This window comes from Arsenophonus sp. PmNCSU2021_1 (assembly GCF_036919435.1).
GTDB classification, from domain to species: Bacteria; Pseudomonadota; Gammaproteobacteria; order Enterobacterales; family Enterobacteriaceae; genus Arsenophonus; species Arsenophonus nilaparvatae.
In genome coordinates this window covers 58,534-78,299 of sequence record NZ_JAZHPL010000003.1, presented here as the reverse complement: position 1 = coordinate 78,299, position 19,766 = coordinate 58,534, and the positions used below count along the sequence as shown (strand labels likewise).

The following is a 19,766-nucleotide window of genomic DNA, read 5'->3' as shown; positions in this document are numbered from 1 at the left end:
ATGGCTATTGAATTATCTGACCAAGAGTTACTCCGTTATAATCGCCAAATTATTTTACAAAATTTCGATTTTGACGGACAAGAAAAATTAAAAACAGCAAAAGTATTAATTGTCGGAATGGGTGGTTTAGGTTGTGCCGCCGCTCAATATTTAGCCGCAGCAGGCATTGGGCAACTAACACTATTGGATTTTGATACCGTCTCTCTATCAAATTTGCAACGGCAAATCCTATATAACGACCAATCTATCGGTAACGCAAAAGTTGACTCGGCCAAAACCGCATTACATAAAATAAATCCGCACATAGAAATTTCTACGGTTAATAGAAAACTGGCAGAATATGAACTGAATACTTTAATCAAACAACAAAATGTAGTTGTTGATTGTACCGATAATGTGACTATTCGCGAACAGCTTAAACGCCTATGTTTAACGTTAAAACGCCCATTAGTATCAGGTGCAGCTATTCGCATGGAAGGACAACTGGTGGTATTAACTTATCAAGATAATACCCCCTGCTATCACTGTTTTAAGCCGTTTATTTGGTGAAAATAATCTCTCTTGCATCGAAACCGGCGTTATGTCTCCACTGGTTGGTATTATTGGTAGCTTGCAAGCGATGGAAACATTAAAATTACTCACTAACTATGGTAAAATTATCAGCGGAAAAGTGCTATTTTATGATGCTATGTCAACAGAATTTCGAACGATTAATTTAATGCCTGATCCTAATTGTGAAGCCTGTCAGGCAACCAACATATAGAGCTAACTTTTATAGCTGTGAAACCAATATATCACTTTTTAATTATTTATTTTATTAGTGCTAACCAAGTGATGGAAACTTAACACAGCTATAGATCATCATAAGTTTTTACTGAAGGTGCCGTATAGTGTAAAAAACGATCAAGTAAATTGGCCGCCTTATCTTCAACAATCGCCATATGTCGATATTTTTCTTGTAAAAACTTTTCATCAGCCATTTTTTCTATCATAGCAACTAACGGTGCCCAATAATTATTAACATTTAGTAAGCCACATGGTTTTGTATGTAAGCCAATTTGACCCCAAGTAAAAACTTCACTAAATTCTTCCAGGGTACCAAATCCCCCCGGTAGCGCAATAAACCCATCAGCCAAATCAATCATTTTCTGCTTACGTTGATGCATAGTATCGACAATATGGATTTCACTCAGACCAGTATGAGAAATCTCACGTTCAACTAATAAATTAGGCATTACACCAACCACTCGACCACCTTGCTCCAATACCGAGTTAGCTAAAACACCCATAATACCGACGCGGCCACCGCCATAAACCAGCGTTATTTTTCTGTTAACCAGTTCGGATGCCAATGCAATTGCCTGCTGTTGATAAATATCACTGGCTCCTACACTAGATCCGCAATAAACTGTTACACTATTTATCTTATCCACATTAACTTAAATTTACTAATTTCAGCCTTAGCAGACATTAATCAAATCTAACAAACGCATAAATATTTTTCATGTCATTTCTTTTTTAAAATTAACAATTATTATAGTGAATATCCTATTTACAATCGGCATTGAAAAGAATATTTGTTTACTTATCTTTTATGTAATAATTACACAATATCATTAAGCAAATCTTGCTGTTACTGAGTTATTATTTACACGAGTTTCGCACCAATAAAAAACGCTCTATTTTTAAGTTTAATTCAGCATAATATGTAAATAGATAAAACCTTATAAATTAAATATAACTTATTGTAAATTAAGTGAATTTATGCATTTCAGTAACTTGCAGATTAATCATTACTTTTAAGCCATTTCTAGAATTTTATAGGCCTGTGCGAAACTCGTGATTTAGTTTCCTAACATTTATTTTGTTCTCTATTTTTGAGGTTACCTCCAGATGTCATTTGTCTTAAATCAAAAGCGTAAAACGCTGTTGCCCGTATTGTTGTTGCTATGCGCAATGATATCAATACAAAGTGGAGCTTCATTAGCAAAAAGTCTATTTCCAACTATCGGTGCACTTGGCGTAACAGCTTTAAGACTATTTTTGGCAACGATTATTCTTTTTATAATTTTTAAGCCTTGGCGAAAAAAGTTACGCGGCCATTCATTAAAACATTTACACGAGTTTCGCACCAATAAAAAAACGCTCTATTTTTAAGTTTAATTCAGCATAATATGTAAATAGATAAAACCTTATAAATTAAATATAACTTATTGTAAATTAAGTGAATTTATGCATTTCAGTAACTTGCAGATTAATCATTACTTTTAAGCCATTTCTAGAATTTTATAGGCCTGTGCGAAACTCGTGATTTAGTTATTTATGGTATCTACTTAGGCTCAATAAATTCGCTGTTTTATCTATCGCTAGAAAGGATCCCATTAGGGATCGCTGTGGCATTAGAGTTCACCGGCCCTTTAGCCGTAGCAATGTTCTCATCTCGCCGCGCGATTGACTTTGTTTGGATATTAATGGTTATTGTTGGATTAGCCTTTCTACTACCTTTTAGAAACAATATTAATAGTTTAGATCCAGTTGGTGTTACATATGCTTTAGCTGCCGGTATTTGCTGGGGAACGTATATCATCTTTGGTCAGCGGGCTGGGGCGGGTTATGGTACAGCAACAGTGGCTTTAGGTTCGTTTATCTCGACATTGATTTTTTTTCCGGTCGGTCTTCTTACCGTTGGCATTGAACCGCTATTTGATCTGTCAATTCTACCAATTGCACTTGCGGTGGCTATTTTGTCAACGGCCTTCCCTTACACGCTTGAAATGTTTGCCCTAACACGTATGCCGGCGAAAACATTTAGTACCTTAATGAGTTTGGAACCCGCAATGGGGGCCTTTATGGGCATGATATTTCTTAATGAACACTTAACATTAACCCAGTGGTTCGCGCTATTTTGTATCATTGGCGCATCAATTGGTTCAGCATCTACCATGAAAACAAAAAACGAAACGGTTGAAATCAATTAAGTCGTTTTTCACGCTTAAACAGTGTGAATTCAAGCCTAAATTCACACTGTAACTTGTTGCTAATTTCCCTTGCATTCCTATTTTTTATCACCATATTTATAATTGTAAGTAATAAAATAACGCTTACATCAATATTACCTATCAATTTAATAGGATCAAATGATAAGACTATTGATTAATAATAAGTTATTGTTTAGATAAAGTATTAATACATTATTTGATATAACGGGAGCGTAATAATGAGCACAGCTAAATTAGTTAAAGTACCGAAAATTGATTTACTTTATACCCGTAATGATATTAGTGATAGTACTAAAAAACACGCTATTTCTGTTTTAAACCCGCTAGTTGCACAACTTATTAATCTGTCATTGATGACAAAACAAGCACATTGGAATCTGCGCGGTAGAAACTTTATTGCTGTTCATGAATTATTAGATGAATTTAATTCCTCTATTTTAGAACATCAAGATGAATTAGCGGAACGCGTGGTACAAATGGGTGGTACAGCTATGGGCACAATAGAGAGTGTTCATGGCCATACACCATTAAAAGCATACCCAACCAATATTCACGATGTACAAGATCATTTGAAAGCCTTGGCCGATCGTGCTGCGGTGGTTGCCAATAATGTTCGTAAAGCAATTGATGAAGTTGGTGAAGTGGATGCTGAAGATATTCTCACGGGCGCTTCTCGTGATCTGGATAAATATCTCTGGTTTATCGAAGCCAATATTGAAAAATAACCGTTGTATCTCTCGATAACTATATAAAAACAAAATGTCGTCATTTAGCCACACAGGAGTGTGGCTTTTTTATGTTTATTTATCCACTTAATATTAATCAATTTTTTTACTATAATTGTTAGCATTGTTTGCAATTAATAAGGATTTTCATGGATATTGTCGTTAAAGATGCTAATGGCGCACACTTAAGCGATGGGTATAGTGTGCAAGTTATAAAAGATCTCAAAGTTAAAGGAACATCAAAAACCCTAAAACGAGGCACGGCAATAAAAAACATTCGCCTAACCCAAAATAAAGATGAAATTGAGTGTAATGCAGAAGGAATTAAAGGTTTAGTGCTAAAAACCTGCTTTCTGAAAAAAATCAGCTAATTTCAATAAGGAGTAATAAGTAGCAGATAAAAAGGCTTATTACTCCGTTTCTTTAGGAAGTGTCGAGGATATTTCTGGTTCAACTATCGGAAACACCGGTAATGAAGCTAATAAACGAGCACCATACTGCTTGGTTCTTAGTCGTTTATCATAGATAACAATCTCACCATAACAATCATGGCTACGGATCAAGCGACCGACTTGCTGAATTAACGTGAATGAGGCAGTTGGCAAACTTTGTACTTCAAATGGATAAAGATTTAATGTTTTTAACCATTCATTTTCAGTAATAATGATCGGGTTTGTGATCGGTGGAAAAGAAATTTTTTGAATATGTACCTGCGATAAATAATCGCCTTTAAGATCCAAACCTTCAGCAAAGGATTGTAATCCAACTAACACACTAGTGAGTCCTTGATCCACACGTTGACAATGAGTTTCGACCAACCGATAACGCGGTTTATCACCCTGAACCAACAATTGCTCGCGTAACTCGTTAATTTGATTCAAAAAGCCTTCCATTGCTCGTTGACTACTAAACAAAAATAGGATGCCACGATGTTTGCCAGACTGGAGTTGTTGTTTAAAATAATCAGCCATTTCCGCTAAGTGTAATATTTCATTTTGCCAAGTCGGTTCGATTGACATTTTAGGGATCACTAATTGCCCTTGTTTAACATGATTAAAAGAAGCTTCTAAACTAACAAAGCGATCATCTTCACGCTCATTTAACCCGGTTAACTCCGTGAAACGAGCATAACTATCTAATGAACGTAAAGTGGCTGAAGTCACTATGATGTGTGGAATATTTTGCCATAACAGCTGATTTAACTGTTCATTGACCCGTATTCCCGCACAATGAAAATAGTAATGTAACTGATTTTTGTCATAATGACGGCTCAACCATTTGGATACTGGCGCATTTGATGACGTTTCACAGCCAGCTAAACGCCAAAGTTTAACCATATTTTGCCAATAACTGAGCATCTTACTGCTGATTAACAGGCTACGATGCAAAGTAGCAGCATCATGTTTGCCAGTTTGTTCAGACAAGCGCTCGACTATTTTTTCAGTAAGTACAACAAAATCATGGCTGAGTTGCAAAAGTTGTTGGCAACAAACATCTAATTCCTCTGGTAATTGGCCTAATTTAAACAGATAAATCGGATCCTGACTATTGTCAGGTAATAAATGCTGAGTAATAGCCATAACCTGACTAAAGCAATCAATTAATTTTTGTCTGTGCCGGATTAAATGATTAGTTTTGGCGAGTTTTGGTGGTTTAACTGGGCAGTAGTGGCTCAAATAGTGCTCTATGTGACGTACAAAATTATCTAACTGCGCGGTCAGATGAGGTAAAGTAATATTCGCTTCAACTTCTAAGATATCTCGGGCTACATCTGCGATATGATGCCCTTCATCAAGGACTAACAACATCTTTTTAGCCTCAGGTAAAACCGAGCCACTTTCCATCGCTGCCATCACCAATGCATGATTAGTAACGATGACATCAACTTGCTCAATTTTCCATCTGGCCAAAAAAAATGGACAGCAATGATAAAACTGACAATTTCTGGCTAAACATCCAACTTTATCGGTACTGATTTTTTGCCATAAACTATCATCTAACGCTGTTTTATAATGATCTCTTACCCCATCCCAATGACCGGCGATAAAATCAGCATGTAGCTGCTGACAAACTGTGCGCTCTTGTTGACTGGTTACCGCCATCTCCTGCTGCAATAACAACATCAAGTCAATCTGCGGCTGATCTGCCGCACAAATAGCAGTCAAATTGTGTGGGCACAAATAACGCCTACGGCCAAAAATAGCAATAAATCGTAGATCAGGAATAATTTTAGCCAACAAAGGGAGATCTTTATGTAAAATTTGATCTTGCAAGGCAATATTGGCCGTACTGATGACTAAGTGCTTGCTATTTGCCCGACTAATAGCAATACCCGCAATTAGATAAGATAGGGTTTTCCCCACTCCGGTTGGTGCTTCAATAACCAGATGACGGCCTTGTTCACCTGATAATGTCTTAGCTACTTCGGCGATCATTTGCCGTTGGGCAATACGTGGAATAAAGCCGTCAATATAAGTCGATAGCGATTTATACCAAAGACTTATCTGATTTTTAATTGTGTTAGATAGCGCCATAGAAATCTTATATAAAAATATCAACCATTTTGATGAGTATAAAACGATAAAAATATTAAATTTATCATAGTGTTTTATCAATAAGATAAAAATTTAATCCAGATTTAATTTCTCACAAAAAATAGATATACTAGTTTTAGTTAACACTCAACCCCAAGTTAAATTATTGCTTATTATAGAAGGGTATTATGTACGAAGCATTTTTTGTTAGCCCGCAATGGCTTCATCGGCATTTAACGGATGAAAATATTGTCCTAGTTGATGCTTCTGCGCCGCCACCTACCGATCCAACTGATTATCAACAACGATATTATCAAGAACATATTCCCAGTGCGCAATTTTTCAATTTGGATACTGTTGCTGACCAAAGTAATAATCTGCCTCATATGCTACCTGATGAAATAACTTTCACTCAAGCGGTTGAGCAATTAGGCATCAGCAATCATCATAAAGTTGTTATTTATGATCAAGGCGCACTATTTTCCGCCCCGCGCGCCTGGTGGACCTTTAAAACATTAGGCTGTAATAATGTTAAAATTTTAGCCGGAGGGCTATGCGGATGGAAAAAAGCGGGCTATTCGCTAGACTCCGGTATGTCTGTGGTACGTGAAAGACAGCAGTTCATTGCTAAATGTATTACTGATCAAGCTTTATCCCAACAACAAGTCATCACCCTTCTTCAACAACCTAATGTCCAATTTATCGATGCACGCCCCACTGCCCGTTTCAGTGCACAGCAGCCAGAACCGCGCCCAGGATTACGGATGGGACATCTGCCAGGCAGTAAGAATGTTCCTTGGGATTGGTTAGTCAAGGAAGGTTGTTATAAATCACCGGCAGAGTTAAAAGCTATTTTTGCCAAACAACAGGTTGACATTATGCAGCCCACAGTCATTAGCTGTGGTTCTGGTATGACTGCCGCTGTAGTGTTACTTGCTGCTTTAATACTTTTGGGTAATAAGAATGTCAAACTTTATGATGGCTCATGGGCTGAATGGGGCCAAGATAATGGATTACCGATTGAAACGAAGTAAAATAAAAACATAACTGCTAAGCTGGCAGTTATGTTTTTATATGAGAAATGCTTATTATCTTTAGATAGTGGGCTATGGGCGACCGACCATTCCGGCGATAAAAAGGACAACGATAGCACCAATTACGGCAACAATAAAACTGCTTAAATTAAAGCCATCCACTTTGCCTTTACCAAAGAAGTTACTGATATAACCGCCGACAACTGCGCCGACAATACCGAGGATAATGGTCATGATAATCCCCATATTGTAAGCACCTGGCATGACCCACTTAGCAATAATACCAGCGATCAAACCAAAAATAACCCAGGACAAAATACCCATACACACCCTCCGAAATATCCAACATATCAAATAAGTTAAAAAACTAACTTGCTAACATTTCAAATATATGAACACTTTTTAATAAAGAACCTAACCGCCAGAAATGCAAATAGATAAGCTATTTTTTATCAAAAATTTGTGATAATCATTTTATCACGAGTTTCGCACCAATAAAAAAACGCTCTATTTTTAAGTTTAATTCAGCATAATATGTAAATAGATAAAACCTTATAAATTAAATATAACGTATTGTAAATTAAGTAAATTTATGCATTTCAGTAACTTGCAGATTAATCATTACTTTTAAGCCATTTCTAGAATTTTATAGGCCTGTGCGAAACTCGTGTTTATATTAGTCGATTAGGTGTCTTATAATATGTTGTATTTTATACTGTTTTTTAACTATGGTTGTGACAAGTCAACAAAAAGTATGACGTTCAATTATATTAGCAATAGCGGCTGATTTTTTCTCTACTCTGATCTGATTAAATAACTCAGCCGCTTCAACATACTTTTTACGCAAATAACCTAACCACTGTTTAATACGCGCTGCGTGATATTGACCTCTATCACCTTGTTTTTCCAGCTGAATATATTTAAACAGAATTTGCATAACCTGCGGCCAAGCCATCGGTTCAGCTTGATATTTGATCACTTGAGCCAGGTTAGGAACATGTAATCCACCTCGGCCAATCATCAACGCGTCACAGCCGGTTATCGCCCTGCACTCATTTGCACTATGCCAATCCCAAATTTCGCCATTGGCGATAACCGGTATAGTTAATTTTTGGCGTATCTGGCCGATGGTTAGCCAATCGATTTTTTCTGCCCGATACCCCTCTGCCTTAGTTCGACCATGAATGATAATTTCTGTCGTGCCAGCCTGTTGCACCGCATCGGCAATTTCAAATGCCAGACAACGATCATCCCAACCTAACCTGACTTTTACTGAAGTAGGTAAATTCGTAGGTACTGCCGCCCGAATCGCCTTAGCTGCCTGATATATCCGCTCAGGATCCTTTAGTAGTGTCGCCCCACCGCCATGGCCATTAACTGTCGGAGACGGGCAGCCACAATTGAAATCCACCCCCCAAGAGCCTAACTCTACTGCTCGTGCCGCATTTTCAGCTAACCATTGCGGATGCTGACCCAGTAATTGAATACGTACTAATGTACCTGATACAGTTTTACTTGCTTGATATAATTCAGGGCAAATTCGATAAAATGTTTTGGTTGGCAATAAACTATCCACTACCCGCAAAAATTCGGTGATACAAAGATCATATTCGTTAACTTCAGTTAATAGCTGACGCACCAAAGAGTCGAGAACCCCTTCCATCGGGGCGAGTAATATTCGCATTTATCCTCTACCTGGATTTTTTTGGTGCTAAAGCTTTAGTATTAACGTTGCTGGTTGTCGGTTGTTTTAGTGGTTTACTCTTAGCATGAGAAGCTTTTGCTACCGATTTATGTCTGCGTTGTTTGCTTGCTGGGCTCTTTTTTGGCGTTGGTTCTGGCTTAATAGTCGGATCAGGTTCATAGCCTGCGAGTGCCATACGCGGGATACTCTGTTTTAACAATCGCTCAATCGCTATTAATAAACTTTGCTCATCAATAGCAACTAGCGAAACTGCTAAACCGGTCGCTGCCGCCCGCCCAGTACGCCCAATGCGATGGACATAATCCTCTGCTACATTGGGTAATTCGTAATTCACCACATAGGGTAGCTGTTCAATGTCCAATCCCCTGGCAGCAATATCGGTTGCTACCAGAACTCTAATCGCGCCTGATTTAAAATCTGCCAGCGCCCGCGTTCGCGCGCCTTGGCTTTTATTACCATGGATCGCCATCGCTTTAATGCCATCCTTAATCAGATGTTCAGTTAAGCGATTAGCGCCAAATTTAGTGCGGGTGAAAACCAATACCTGCTGCCAGTTTTCACTGCCAATCAGATAAGAAAGCAATTCAGCTTTACGTCTCTTATCAACAAAATGAATAAGCTGTTTGACCTGCTGTGAAGCGGAATTACGTGGTGCCACTTCCAATATGGTCGGATTATGCAGTAAGCCATTTGCCAACTGTTTAATTTGGTTAGAAAAAGTGGCTGAAAAAAGTAAATTTTGGCGTTTTGCCGGTAATTTATTTAATATCCGTCGAATATCATGAATAAATCCCATATCTAACATTCAATCAGCTTCATCTAATACTAAAATATCAACCTTTGACAAACTAACGGCATTTTGCTGCACTAAATCAAGCAAACGACCTGGGGTTGCCACTAAAATGTCAACTCCTCCCCGTAATTTCATCATTTGTAGGTTGACACTAACACCACCAAAAACCACCAGCGATTTTAAGCGCAAAAATTGGCTATATTCACGCACATTTTCTCCAACCTGAGCGGCTAATTCACGAGTTGGTGCCAAAATTAACGCCCTGACCGGTTTTTTGCCTTTTACAACAACAGGCGTATGACTAAGATGCTGTAATATAGGTAAAACAAATCCGGCGGTTTTACCTGTTCCTGTTTGCGCGCTGGCCAACAGATCTTTTCCAGCTAATATGGCTGGGATCGCCTGCTGCTGAATTAAAGTCGGCTTTTCGTATCCGACCGCTTTAATCGCCGATAAGATCTCTTCAGATAAACCCAATGAGTTAAAACACATAAATATAAAATACTCCAAGTTTCAGTTGACTTAATTTCAGTCAACTGAATATAAAAACCATCACTATAAGCTATTAAAAATGGCGGTTAATGACAGTAAAATAACTGATTACTGGCAACCGCTATCACCAACTAATAAAAACGAAATAAAATAATTAACATAAATTCATCAAATAACCATTAACCTGATAAAATTAAATATGCATAACCTTATTTTATTCCATATTATTGAACTATTTTAAGGATGCTATGAAAAAAAATCGGCGCTTATTATCTATTGCTATCATCTGCCTACTTATCGTTATTATAGTGGCTGGATATTACTACTATCAACCCTATCAGAATAAAACGCTCATGCTGTATGGTAATGTTGATATTAGAACGGTCAACTTAAGTTTCAGAGTCAACGGTAAACTTCAGACACTGAATGTCGATGAAGGGGATAAAATTAGCGCTGGTCAGATCTTAGCTTCTCTTGATAATACTTCAAAATAGCCTGCAACGCGCGACAGGTATTCTTGCTAGCGCAAAAGCCAAATTAGATATGTTAGAAAGTGGTTATCGTAGCCAAGAAATTGCTCAGGTTGAAGCCGAAGTGGCGCAACGGCAAGCAGCCTGGAAGTATGCTAATAGTTTTTACCAACGCCAACAAGGGCTTTGGACACAACGGGTGATTTCCGCCAATGACTTGGAAAATGCGAAAAATAATCGAAACCAAGCGCTTACAGCGCTAAATGCAGCAAAAGATAAATTAAATCAATTTCAGACCGGCTATCGTACTGAAAAAATAGCCGCCGCGCGAGGTGAATGGGAACAGGCGGTCGCTGCATTAGCGCAAGCAAAGCTGGATCTGCCAGATACGATACTAACCACACCCTCGCCGGGTACTATCCTAACCCGTGCCATTGAGCCAGGGACTATTCTTACTGCCGGCAGCACTGTTTTTTACCGTTTCATTGATCCGACCTGTCTGGGTTAGAGCTTATGTCAGTGAACCTTATCTCGGCGAAGCAATACCTGGGCGAGAAGTATTACTTTATACCGACAGTCGTCCAGATCAACCCTATCATGGCACTATCGGTTTTGTCTCACCAACCGCAGAGTTTACGCCTAAAAGTGTACAAACCACGAGTTTCGCACAGGCCTATAAAATTCTAGAAATGGCTTGAAAGTAATGATTAATCTGCAAGTTACTGAAATGCATAAATTCACTTAATTTACAATAAGTTATATTTAATTTATAAGGTTTTATCTATTTACATATTATGCTGAATTAAACTTAAAAATAGAGCGTTTTTTTATTGGTGCGAAACTCGTGCAAACCACCGACTTACGTACCGATTTAGTTTATCGTATTCGGGTCATTGTTAATGATGCTGACGATATGTTGCGCCAGGGTATGCCGGTGACGCTTCATTTTGCAGAAAAAAAACACTAAGGCTTAATGAATGGTCAATACTGTTCATAAGATTACATTGACTGAGGTCGAAAAACGCTTTTCTGGTTTAGCTTCACCTGCGGTGGCAAAACTCACCACTGAGATCACCGGAGGTTCAGTGACCAGCTTAGTTGGACCTGATGGTGCAGGAAAAACAACGCTAATGCGTATGCTGGCTGGTTTATTAAAACCCGATAGCGGTAATATCACTATTATGGGCTTAGATCCGATTAGTCAAGGTGTTGACGTCCGTCGCCATCTTGGTTATATGCCACAAAAATTTGGTCTTTATGAAGATCTCACCGTACAAGAAAATCTGGATCTATATGCCAGTTTATGTGGCGTGATAGGAGAAAGCCGCCAACAAATCTATCAGCAATTACTAGATTTTACCGACCTTAGCCGTTTTACCCAACGACTGGCAGGTAAACTGTCCGGGGGCATGAAACAGAAGCCTGGCCTGGCCTGTACATTAATCAGTCGGCCAAAAATCCTGTTGCTAGATGAACCTGGCGTGGGTGTTGATCCTATTGCACGTCAAGAGCTTTGGCGAATGGTTCATGAACTGGCAAGCGATGGTATGCTGATCCTTTGGAGTACATCCTACTTAGATGAAGCTGAACAATGCCGAGAGATTTTACTGTTAAATCAAGGGCAACTACTTTATCGGGGGATACCGCAGGCATTAACTAATAAAATGGCTGGACGCTCATTTTTACTGCAAGTTCCAGCATCAAAACGCCGCGCATACTTACAAGATGCACTATTATTACCACAAACTACCGATTGTGTTATCCAAGGGCACTGTATTCGCCTGATCTTAAAACAAAACAACCAGCAAACCGATTTCCTTGCCAGTCTGAATTTAGCGGATAGTAAACTTATTACCGCTAAACCCCGTTCCGAAGATGCTTTTATTGACACGAGTTTCGCACAAAACTAATTTGGGTACGCTAATAAAACACGGATTTGCTCAGTAATAGCACTTTTGATTACGTCCCAATTTTGTTGATAAAGGGTTATTTTTTCAGATATACGACGTTTATGTTGTTCAAACCACGCAGAAATAGCGAGAAAAATATGATTTCTTTGCGCTCGGCTCGTGCGAGCCTGACAGCGTTCAATACCACAGTTTTGTTTAACTTCTCGATGATAAACTTCAACAGACCAACGGGCATCCATGATAGATTTGAGGTATTGACGGGTGGGATTCTCTTTGTTTGTTACTATGTAATCAATACGGCCGTTTTTGGCTGTAAATTTGAAAACGGTTACCCAACCATATCCTCGCAAGTGTATTGACGTTCCTTCTTCTGAGATGTCTAACTTGTTCAGTTGTTTGTTATGGTTAACAATCCTATTTTTCCTCAGCGTGGTTACCCAGATCCAACCATGAGAGCGAATTGATTTCAGGTTATCCAGGCTAGAATACCAAGCATCCATCACTACGGCTTCTGGCATGATCCCTCTTTTTTTAGCAAGAATGAGCATTTCGGAAAAGTGCGTGTTTTTTGTTTTTCTATCAGAATCTTTATCATAAATACGATAATTGATAGGAATTGATTCAACCTTCGTCAGATCATGCCAAAGCAAATTAACTAAACCTATGCCAGCAATAACATCATGTTCATTACCTGAATATTGATAATGGACCATCACTATTTTTTTACTACGTGTTTTGGCAATCAATGTATCATCGGCAATTAGTACGCAAGGGCTTTTTTTGTCTATAGAAGGTTCAACTAATCGCCATAGGTCTTTAGGTCTAAAACATCTACTTTTTAGCCATCGGCTAACAGTGTCATGAGATAAAGGCGATGGGCTTACTTCTGATAACGCTAAACCAGAGTATCTTAAACTGCTTACTTGTAAGAATGTTTTATAGATATCTTTAATACATGGATAACCCGACAAAATATGAACACCCTGATTTTTTCTTGTTTTTAAATTTATACTTCTTTTTTGGAGATTGCGAAACTCGTGATTGATTTATTAGGTGGTAGCCCATCGCAACGTTCTGAACTTGCGGAAATTATGCCGCAAATTCCAGCTGATCCGACTGAAACCGTCATTGAGGCACAAAACCTTAGCAAACTATTCGGTGACTTTGCCGCTACGGATAATGTTAACTTTACGGTTAAACGCGGTGAAATTTTTGGCTTGCTAGGTCCTAATGGCGCCGGCAAATCAACAACATTTAAAATGATGTGCGGATTAATGGTACCAAGCACAGGCAGGGCATTAGTCTTGGGGATGGATCTAAAAATAAGCTCGAATAAAGCCCGCCAACATCTTGGCTATATGGCGCAAAAATTTTCACTGTACGGTAATTTAACAGTTGCTCAGAACTTAAAATTTTTCTCTGGTATTTATGGCCTTAGTGGCAATCAGCAACAGCAAAAAATCAGTAACATGATCAAGGCCTTTAATTTAAATCCAATACTGCAACAAACCACCGATGAATTGCCATTAGGCTTCAAACAGCGACTAGCCTTAGCCTGCTCGTTGATGCATGAACCGGACATACTTTTCTTGGATGAACCCACTTCAGGTGTGGATCCCCTGACGCGAAGAGAATTTTGGTTACATATTAACGGCATGGTAAATAAAGGCGTTACAGTAATGGTTACCACTCACTTTATGGACGAAGCGGAATATTGCGATCGAATTGGCTTAGTTTACCACGGTAAAATTATTGCTGCTGGCACACCAGATGAATTAAAAAGCCAAATCGTCACGGCAGAAAATCCGGATCCGTCGATGGAACAGGCTTTTATTAGTTTGATAGTTAACTATGACCGAGGGAAACAATGAGCCAAACAGAAAAAAAATCAACCCACGAAGCGCAGTTTTCCTGGCGTCGTTTACAGGCCCTGTGTATTAAAGAAAGTAAACAGATTTTACGTGACCCCAGTAGTGCGCTGATTGCCGTCGTTATTCCATTAATGCTGCTATTTATTTTTGGCTACGGCATTAATCTGGATTCAAGTAAATTACGGCTTGGCATTTTGGTCAATCAACAAAATAATCAAGTGCGAGAATTTGTCGCTACCTTTACCAGGTCCCCTTTTATTGATGCAACAATTAGCGATAATCGAAAATTGCTAATAGATGAAATGCAAACAGGCGAAATCCGCGGTATGGTAGTGAGCCGAATACCGCCTATTTTGTACAGGCTTATGCTAAAGGCATTTGGCAAACCTGGCAGCAGCAGCAAGGTGAAAACGCCGGTTATGCTACTCAACCATTAATTGTTACTGAATTACGCTTCTGGTTTAATCCAGCAGCCATTAGCCAACATTTTATTATTCCAGGTGCAATCAGTATCATTATTACCGTAGTCGGTGCCATTCTGACTTCATTGGTGGTTGCCCGCGAGTGGGAACGCGGCACAATGGAAGCACTACTTGCCACCCAAATAACCCGCACAGAATTGCTGCTTTCCAAACTATTACCTTATCAATTGTTAGGCACCTTTGCCATGCTTCTTTGCATGTTAGTCACGGTCTTTATTTTGCATATTCCTTATCGTAGTTCACTCTGGTTGTTATTTATTATTACCAGTCTCTACCTGGCTACTGCCCTTGGTATGGGATTACTGATATCTACCTTAACCCGTAACCAATTTAACGCCGCTATCGTTGCATTAAATGCCGCTTTTTTACCTGCCATCATGTTGTCAGGGTTTATTTTTGAAATTGATAGTATGCCGATAGTTATTCAATGGGTAACCTATTTGATCCCAGCTCGTTACTTTGTTAGTAGTTTACAAACTCTATTTCTGGCCGGTGACATTTATGTTGTCCTGTTGACCAATCTTCTTTTATTAGCCACCACCGCCATCATCTTTATTGGGCTAACTGCATTAAAAACGCGTCGCAGACTTGATTAGGGAGAGAATATGCTACACCGTCTCTATACACTGATTATCAAAGAATTACAGTCACTACTACAAGAGCCTCAAACCCGCGCAATATTGATCCTACCGGTTATTTTCCAAATGATCTTATTTCCACTGGCCGCTACTTTAGATGTCACTAACACTACAATAGCTATTTTTAATGCGGATAAAGGCCAAGATTCGATTGAATTAACACAACGATTGGCAAAATCGACGACTTTCTCTAAAGTCTTACTACTTAATAATAATCAACAAGTTGCTGAAACAATCAATAATCGTAAAGCACTTTTAGTGGTACATTTTCCGCAAAATTTTAGTGCTCAACTGGCACAAAGAAAATCGACGCCGGTTCAACTAATACTTGATGGTAGAAATTCTAATAGTGCTCAAATCGCCGCTAACACAGTTAGCCAGGTTATTGAAAATTATCAACAACAATTAACAAACCAGCAGATAGCGCATAATAATAGCGAATTAATTATTCGTCATTGGTATAACCCTAATCTTGATTACAAATGGTTTATTGTTCCATCCTTGGTAGCATTAATTACTACCATTGGTGTATTAGTTGTCACTTCATTGTCAATTGCCCGTGAGCGTGAACAAGGCACACTGGATCAGTTACTGGTTTCACCCCTGACTACCTGGCAGATCTTTATCGGTAAAGCAGTGCCAGCATTACTTATTGCCACCTTTCAGGCAACATTGGTGCTGATTATCGGGATTTTCTGTTACAAAATTCCATTTTCCGGTTCATTGTTTATTTTTTATACTACGATGGCAATTTATGGTTTGTCATTAGTGGGTTTTGGTTTATTGATCTCCGCTATATGCTCAACTCAGCAACAAGCGTTTATTGGTGTGTTTGTCTTTATGATGCCGTCAATATTGCTATCAGGTTACGTCTCACCTATAGAAAATATGACGGTTTGGTTACAAATGTCACCTGGATCAATCCTATTCAACATTTTACTGATATTACTAAACAAATTTATTTAAAAAATGCCGATTTGGCCGTACTATGACACAATTTGTGGCCATTACTGATTATTTCATTATTTACCACAAGCCTGGCTTATTGGTTATTTCGCCGAAAAATTGCCTAAATGGTAAAATAAAAAATCCCGCTAACATTATCAGCAGGATTTTTTTAACAAACAGATTAAATTAACGACGATCGCCTAGAATACGTAACATCATTAAGAACAAGTTAATAAAATCTAAATAGAGTGTCAATGCACCAAGAATAGCGTATTTACGCATACCTTCTTGATCACGACTATCAATTTGGCTACCCATGTCTTTCAGTTTCTGTGTATCATAAGCCGTCAAACCTGCAAAAATTAATACACCGGCGTAGGTGATAACCAACGTTAAGCCAGAACTTTGCAGCCAAATATTGACCAATGAAGCAATAATTAGCCCGATTAGTGCCATAAATAAAAAACTACCCATACCACTTAAGCTACGTTTGGTTGTATAACCATAAAAACTAAGTGCCCCAAACATAGCAGCAGTGATAAAGAAGGTGCTGGCAACCGAAGCGCCAGTGTAGGCAACTAATACGAGAGAAGTGGTTAAGCCTGTCAGCGCCGAGTAGAGCATAAACATGGCCGTTGCCAGCGCGCCACTCAATTTGGGCAACAGAAATGATAATCCTATGACTAATGCAAATTCAGCAACAATGAGGCCTATCAATACCCAACTATGCGTCGCCAGATACATAATAATATTACTATTATTAATCGCATACCAAGCAACAAACGCAGTTAATAACAAACCTACCGTCATCCAGCCGTATACTTGCGCCAGCGCGCTGGACGATCGAATCATTTTGATGTTCAAATCGATCCATGATGATTACCCTCATCACTTGCGTTAAAGATAAAGCTATTTAGTAAACTAAATAACTCAGTAAACTTAAGTTAACCTGAGTTCGGGATAAGGAATGTAAATTTTTTCATTATATATTCAATTACTTAAATTAAAATTATTACATAAAACAGTGCTAAATTTTGGCTTTTTTCATGATTTTAGCAGAGAAAATAGCTTATTTTTTAACCTACAACCAACTAAAAATATTCCCTTTTTTTATCATTTTATTGATTTTAAAAGGTTTTTATTGATAAATCAGCTATTTTTATTTTCTCATAACTAACGCTTATCCCGAACTCAGGTTAAGTTAAGTCTATCATAATTTCTGGCTAAAACCATGGTTTGATATGCGCAAATAAGAGAAGGTTTTACATTACTTTTACTTTATTTAGCTAAATTTCAATAAATTGAAATAAATTCAATAAAAATTGTGTTACCAACGCTGAAATGCGGCTTGATCACTCGCTCTGGCCTCAACCCAACGACTGTTTTGTCCTTGCGCTAAATGCTCTTTTTTCCAAAATGGCGCTTTTGTTTTCATATAATCCATAATAAATTCTGCCGCTAAAAAAGCGCTACTACGATGACCGCTAGTAACACCCACAAACACGATTTCCTCACCTGGCTGTAAAAGTACCAATCCGATGAATAATACAGATACGTTGCAACTGCCAGCGACCACGCGCTTCATTGACAATATCCTGTAACGCTTTCTCTGTCATGACGGGATAATGTTCAAGAGTGAGGGTGTTAATACTATCACCCAAGTTGTGATTACGCACTTTACCAGTGAAAGTAACCACCGCACCATCATCATAACATTGTGCTAACCATTCATATTGTTCACCAACATTAAAATTCGCTTGTTGAATAAGCAATCGTGTATTTGTCATTTATCCTCCCGTTACCGGTGGAAAAAATGCGATTTCATCGCCAGCAGTTAATGGATGATCTGACTGTACAAAGGTATGATTGACCGCAAAAAGCAGTTTTTTGTGATCTAGTGCTAATGCCCAGCGCTCTCCACGTTGGCTTAATGCATCACGTAATTCTTCTACGGTGGAATAACGATTTTCTAACTCTAACCTATCAGTGCCTGTCAATTCACGGACTTGGGCAAAGAAAAGCACTTTAATCATGGTGTTACCTTAAAATCACCGGATTTACCACCCGTTTTTTCCAATAATCTAACCGCACTAATCACCATATCTTTCTGCACCGCTTTACACATATCATAAATGGTTAATGCGGCAATTGATGCAACGGTCAACGCTTCCATTTCAACGCCAGTCTTACCGGATAACCGACAATATGACTCAATTCGAATGCTATTATTGCTTGTTTGTGCTTCCAGTAAAACTTCCACTTTACTTAGTAATAGTGGATGGCAAAGCGGGATCAGATCCCACGTTTTTTTGGCGGCCTGAATACCAGCAATCCGAGCGGTAGCAAAAACATCACCTTTATGATGACTACCATTGATAATCATATTAAGCGTCTTAGCATTCATTGTTATAAATGCTTCAGCCCGCGCTTCACGTATGGTTTCCGCTTTAGCAGCCACATCCACCATATGCGCCTCACCCGCTGAGTTGATATGGGTTAATTGAGACATTTTAAGCTCCTTGAGATCGCTAAAAATCGCATTTATCCCCCAATAATTGAAAGATTTGACGTGATACCACTATCTCCTTGATGAAGAAAATGGCTTGCACGTTTTAACTGTAATTCTGCCCGAATACGTGCTTTTAATGCCTCAGATTGGGATGCATCAACCAATAGATCGCGTAAAATAATACTGCGCTCGCCAAACAGACAGAGATGAAGATGACCGAGAGAAGAGACCCGTAAGCGATTACAACTTTGACAAAAATTCTGCTCATAAGGCATGATTAAACCAATTTCACCATAGTAATCAGGGTGCTTAAAAACCTGGGCCGGTCCATCAGAACGACAGCGTGGTATTTGCTGCCAATTTTGCTCTAATAACCGCCGCCGGATCTTTTCGCCTGAGACATGGTGACGACGAAATATTTTATCACTCTCGCCAGTTTCCATTAATTCAATAAATCGTAGTTGGATTGGCCACAGTTTGATCCAGTTGATAAAACTCCCTAAATTACTGTCATTGATGTTTTTCATCAACACAACATTGACTTTTATTTTGTCATAACCTGCCTCTAAAGCAGCATCAATCCCGGCCATGACTTGAAAAAATTGAGCCTGTACATAAATTTGTGGAATTGCCTGATTTTGATATGTTCAATCCAG

General features: G+C 38.6%; 13 protein-coding genes and 10 pseudogenes. 11 read left to right on the top strand and 12 right to left on the bottom strand.

The window, feature by feature from the left end; genetic code table 11:
• A pseudogene (gene moeB, locus V3224_RS02775) lies at positions 1–763 on the top strand (molybdopterin-synthase adenylyltransferase MoeB).
• An 88-nt stretch (positions 764–851) separates the two neighbouring features.
• Here the strand turns inward: moeB and V3224_RS02770 are convergent.
• Positions 852–1,433, bottom strand: coding sequence for a TIGR00730 family Rossman fold protein (locus tag V3224_RS02770; protein WP_334468384.1), 582 nt, complete (start codon positions 1,431–1,433; stop codon positions 852–854).
• A 477-nt stretch (positions 1,434–1,910) separates the two neighbouring features.
• Positions 1,911–2,132 (bottom strand): hypothetical protein, encoded by a 222-nt coding sequence (locus tag V3224_RS29705; protein ID WP_442889756.1) that lies wholly within the window; start codon positions 2,130–2,132, stop codon positions 1,911–1,913.
• Positions 2,133–2,312: 180 nt separating this feature from the next.
• Between V3224_RS29705 and V3224_RS02760 the strand changes: the two are divergent.
• From V3224_RS02760 to V3224_RS02750, 3 genes and pseudogenes are all read left to right on the top strand, one after another.
• A pseudogene (locus tag V3224_RS02760) lies at positions 2,313–2,978 on the top strand (EamA family transporter); the annotation flags it as partial.
• A 239-nt stretch (positions 2,979–3,217) separates the two neighbouring features.
• Positions 3,218–3,724 (top strand): DNA starvation/stationary phase protection protein Dps, encoded by a 507-nt coding sequence (gene dps / locus V3224_RS02755; protein ID WP_032115360.1) that lies wholly within the window; start codon positions 3,218–3,220, stop codon positions 3,722–3,724.
• Positions 3,725–3,873: 149 nt separating this feature from the next.
• Complete coding sequence (locus tag V3224_RS02750; protein ID WP_334468381.1) at positions 3,874–4,095, top strand: alkylphosphonate utilization protein; 222 nt, start codon at positions 3,874–3,876, stop codon at positions 4,093–4,095.
• Between the two features lie 39 nt (positions 4,096–4,134).
• Here V3224_RS02750 and dinG read toward each other — a convergent pair whose 3' ends face one another.
• The gene (gene dinG / locus V3224_RS02745; RefSeq protein WP_334468379.1) at positions 4,135–6,258 is read right to left on the bottom strand and encodes an ATP-dependent DNA helicase DinG; all 2,124 of its coding nucleotides are present in this window, start codon (positions 6,256–6,258) and stop codon (positions 4,135–4,137) included.
• 188 nt (positions 6,259–6,446) lie between these two features.
• Between dinG and sseA the strand changes: the two genes are divergently transcribed.
• Positions 6,447–7,292 (top strand): 3-mercaptopyruvate sulfurtransferase, encoded by an 846-nt coding sequence (gene sseA / locus V3224_RS02740; RefSeq protein WP_334468378.1) that lies wholly within the window; start codon positions 6,447–6,449, stop codon positions 7,290–7,292.
• Positions 7,293–7,364: 72 nt separating this feature from the next.
• Here sseA and V3224_RS02735 read toward each other — a convergent pair whose 3' ends face one another.
• From V3224_RS02735 to V3224_RS02725, 3 genes and pseudogenes are all read right to left on the bottom strand, one after another.
• A complete protein-coding gene (locus tag V3224_RS02735) occupies positions 7,365–7,616 on the bottom strand; it encodes a GlsB/YeaQ/YmgE family stress response membrane protein (protein WP_334468376.1) in 252 nt (83 codons plus the stop codon).
• Between the two features lie 418 nt (positions 7,617–8,034).
• A complete protein-coding gene (gene dusC / locus V3224_RS02730; protein ID WP_334468375.1) occupies positions 8,035–8,976 on the bottom strand; it encodes a tRNA dihydrouridine(16) synthase DusC in 942 nt (313 codons plus the stop codon).
• Positions 8,977–8,983: 7 nt separating this feature from the next.
• A pseudogene (locus tag V3224_RS02725) lies at positions 8,984–10,282 on the bottom strand (DEAD/DEAH box helicase).
• Between the two features lie 248 nt (positions 10,283–10,530).
• Here V3224_RS02725 and hlyD point away from each other — a divergent pair.
• The 3 genes and pseudogenes from hlyD to V3224_RS02710 all read left to right on the top strand — a co-directional run.
• A pseudogene (hlyD, locus tag V3224_RS02720) lies at positions 10,531–11,408 on the top strand (secretion protein HlyD); the annotation flags it as partial.
• A 188-nt stretch (positions 11,409–11,596) separates the two neighbouring features.
• Positions 11,597–11,719, top strand: a complete 123-nt coding sequence (locus V3224_RS02715) for a hypothetical protein (protein WP_442889752.1) — start codon at positions 11,597–11,599, stop codon at positions 11,717–11,719.
• 10 nt (positions 11,720–11,729) lie between these two features.
• Positions 11,730–12,641 (top strand): annotated as a pseudogene (locus V3224_RS02710) (ABC transporter ATP-binding protein); the annotation flags it as partial.
• 17 nt (positions 12,642–12,658) lie between these two features.
• Here the strand turns inward: V3224_RS02710 and V3224_RS02705 are convergent.
• Positions 12,659–13,633 carry an IS701 family transposase gene (locus V3224_RS02705; protein WP_334468374.1) on the bottom strand — a complete coding sequence of 325 codons (975 nt, stop codon included), beginning with the start codon at positions 13,631–13,633 and terminating at the stop codon, positions 12,659–12,661.
• Between the two features lie 69 nt (positions 13,634–13,702).
• Here V3224_RS02705 and V3224_RS02700 point away from each other — a divergent pair.
• The 3 pseudogenes from V3224_RS02700 to V3224_RS02690 all read left to right on the top strand — a co-directional run.
• Positions 13,703–14,533: pseudogene (locus V3224_RS02700) on the top strand (ABC transporter ATP-binding protein); the annotation flags it as partial.
• Positions 14,530–15,611: pseudogene (locus tag V3224_RS02695) on the top strand (ABC transporter permease). The pseudogenes V3224_RS02700 and V3224_RS02695, both read left to right, overlap by 4 nt.
• Before the next feature lie 9 nt (positions 15,612–15,620).
• Positions 15,621–16,726: pseudogene (locus V3224_RS02690) on the top strand (ABC transporter permease).
• 61 nt (positions 16,727–16,787) lie between these two features.
• On the opposite strand, the gene V3224_RS02685 reads toward V3224_RS02690, so the two are convergent.
• From V3224_RS02685 to moaA, 5 genes and pseudogenes are all read right to left on the bottom strand, one after another.
• On the bottom strand, positions 16,788–17,453 hold the full coding sequence (locus V3224_RS02685) for a Bax inhibitor-1/YccA family protein (protein WP_442889750.1): 666 nt from the start codon (positions 17,451–17,453) through the stop codon (positions 16,788–16,790).
• Between the two features lie 475 nt (positions 17,454–17,928).
• Positions 17,929–18,388: pseudogene (moaE, locus tag V3224_RS02680) on the bottom strand (molybdopterin synthase catalytic subunit MoaE).
• Positions 18,389–18,634, bottom strand: coding sequence for a molybdopterin synthase sulfur carrier subunit (gene moaD / locus V3224_RS02675; protein ID WP_032115348.1), 246 nt, complete (start codon positions 18,632–18,634; stop codon positions 18,389–18,391).
• Positions 18,631–19,110: a cyclic pyranopterin monophosphate synthase MoaC gene (gene moaC, locus V3224_RS02670; RefSeq protein ID WP_334468371.1), complete on the bottom strand. Its 480-nt coding sequence runs from the start codon at positions 19,108–19,110 to the stop codon at positions 18,631–18,633. The genes moaD and moaC overlap by 4 nt, the downstream gene beginning before the upstream one ends.
• 32 nt (positions 19,111–19,142) lie before the next feature.
• A pseudogene (gene moaA, locus V3224_RS02665) lies at positions 19,143–19,762 on the bottom strand (GTP 3',8-cyclase MoaA); the annotation flags it as partial.
• Positions 19,763–19,766 lie beyond the last annotated feature (4 nt).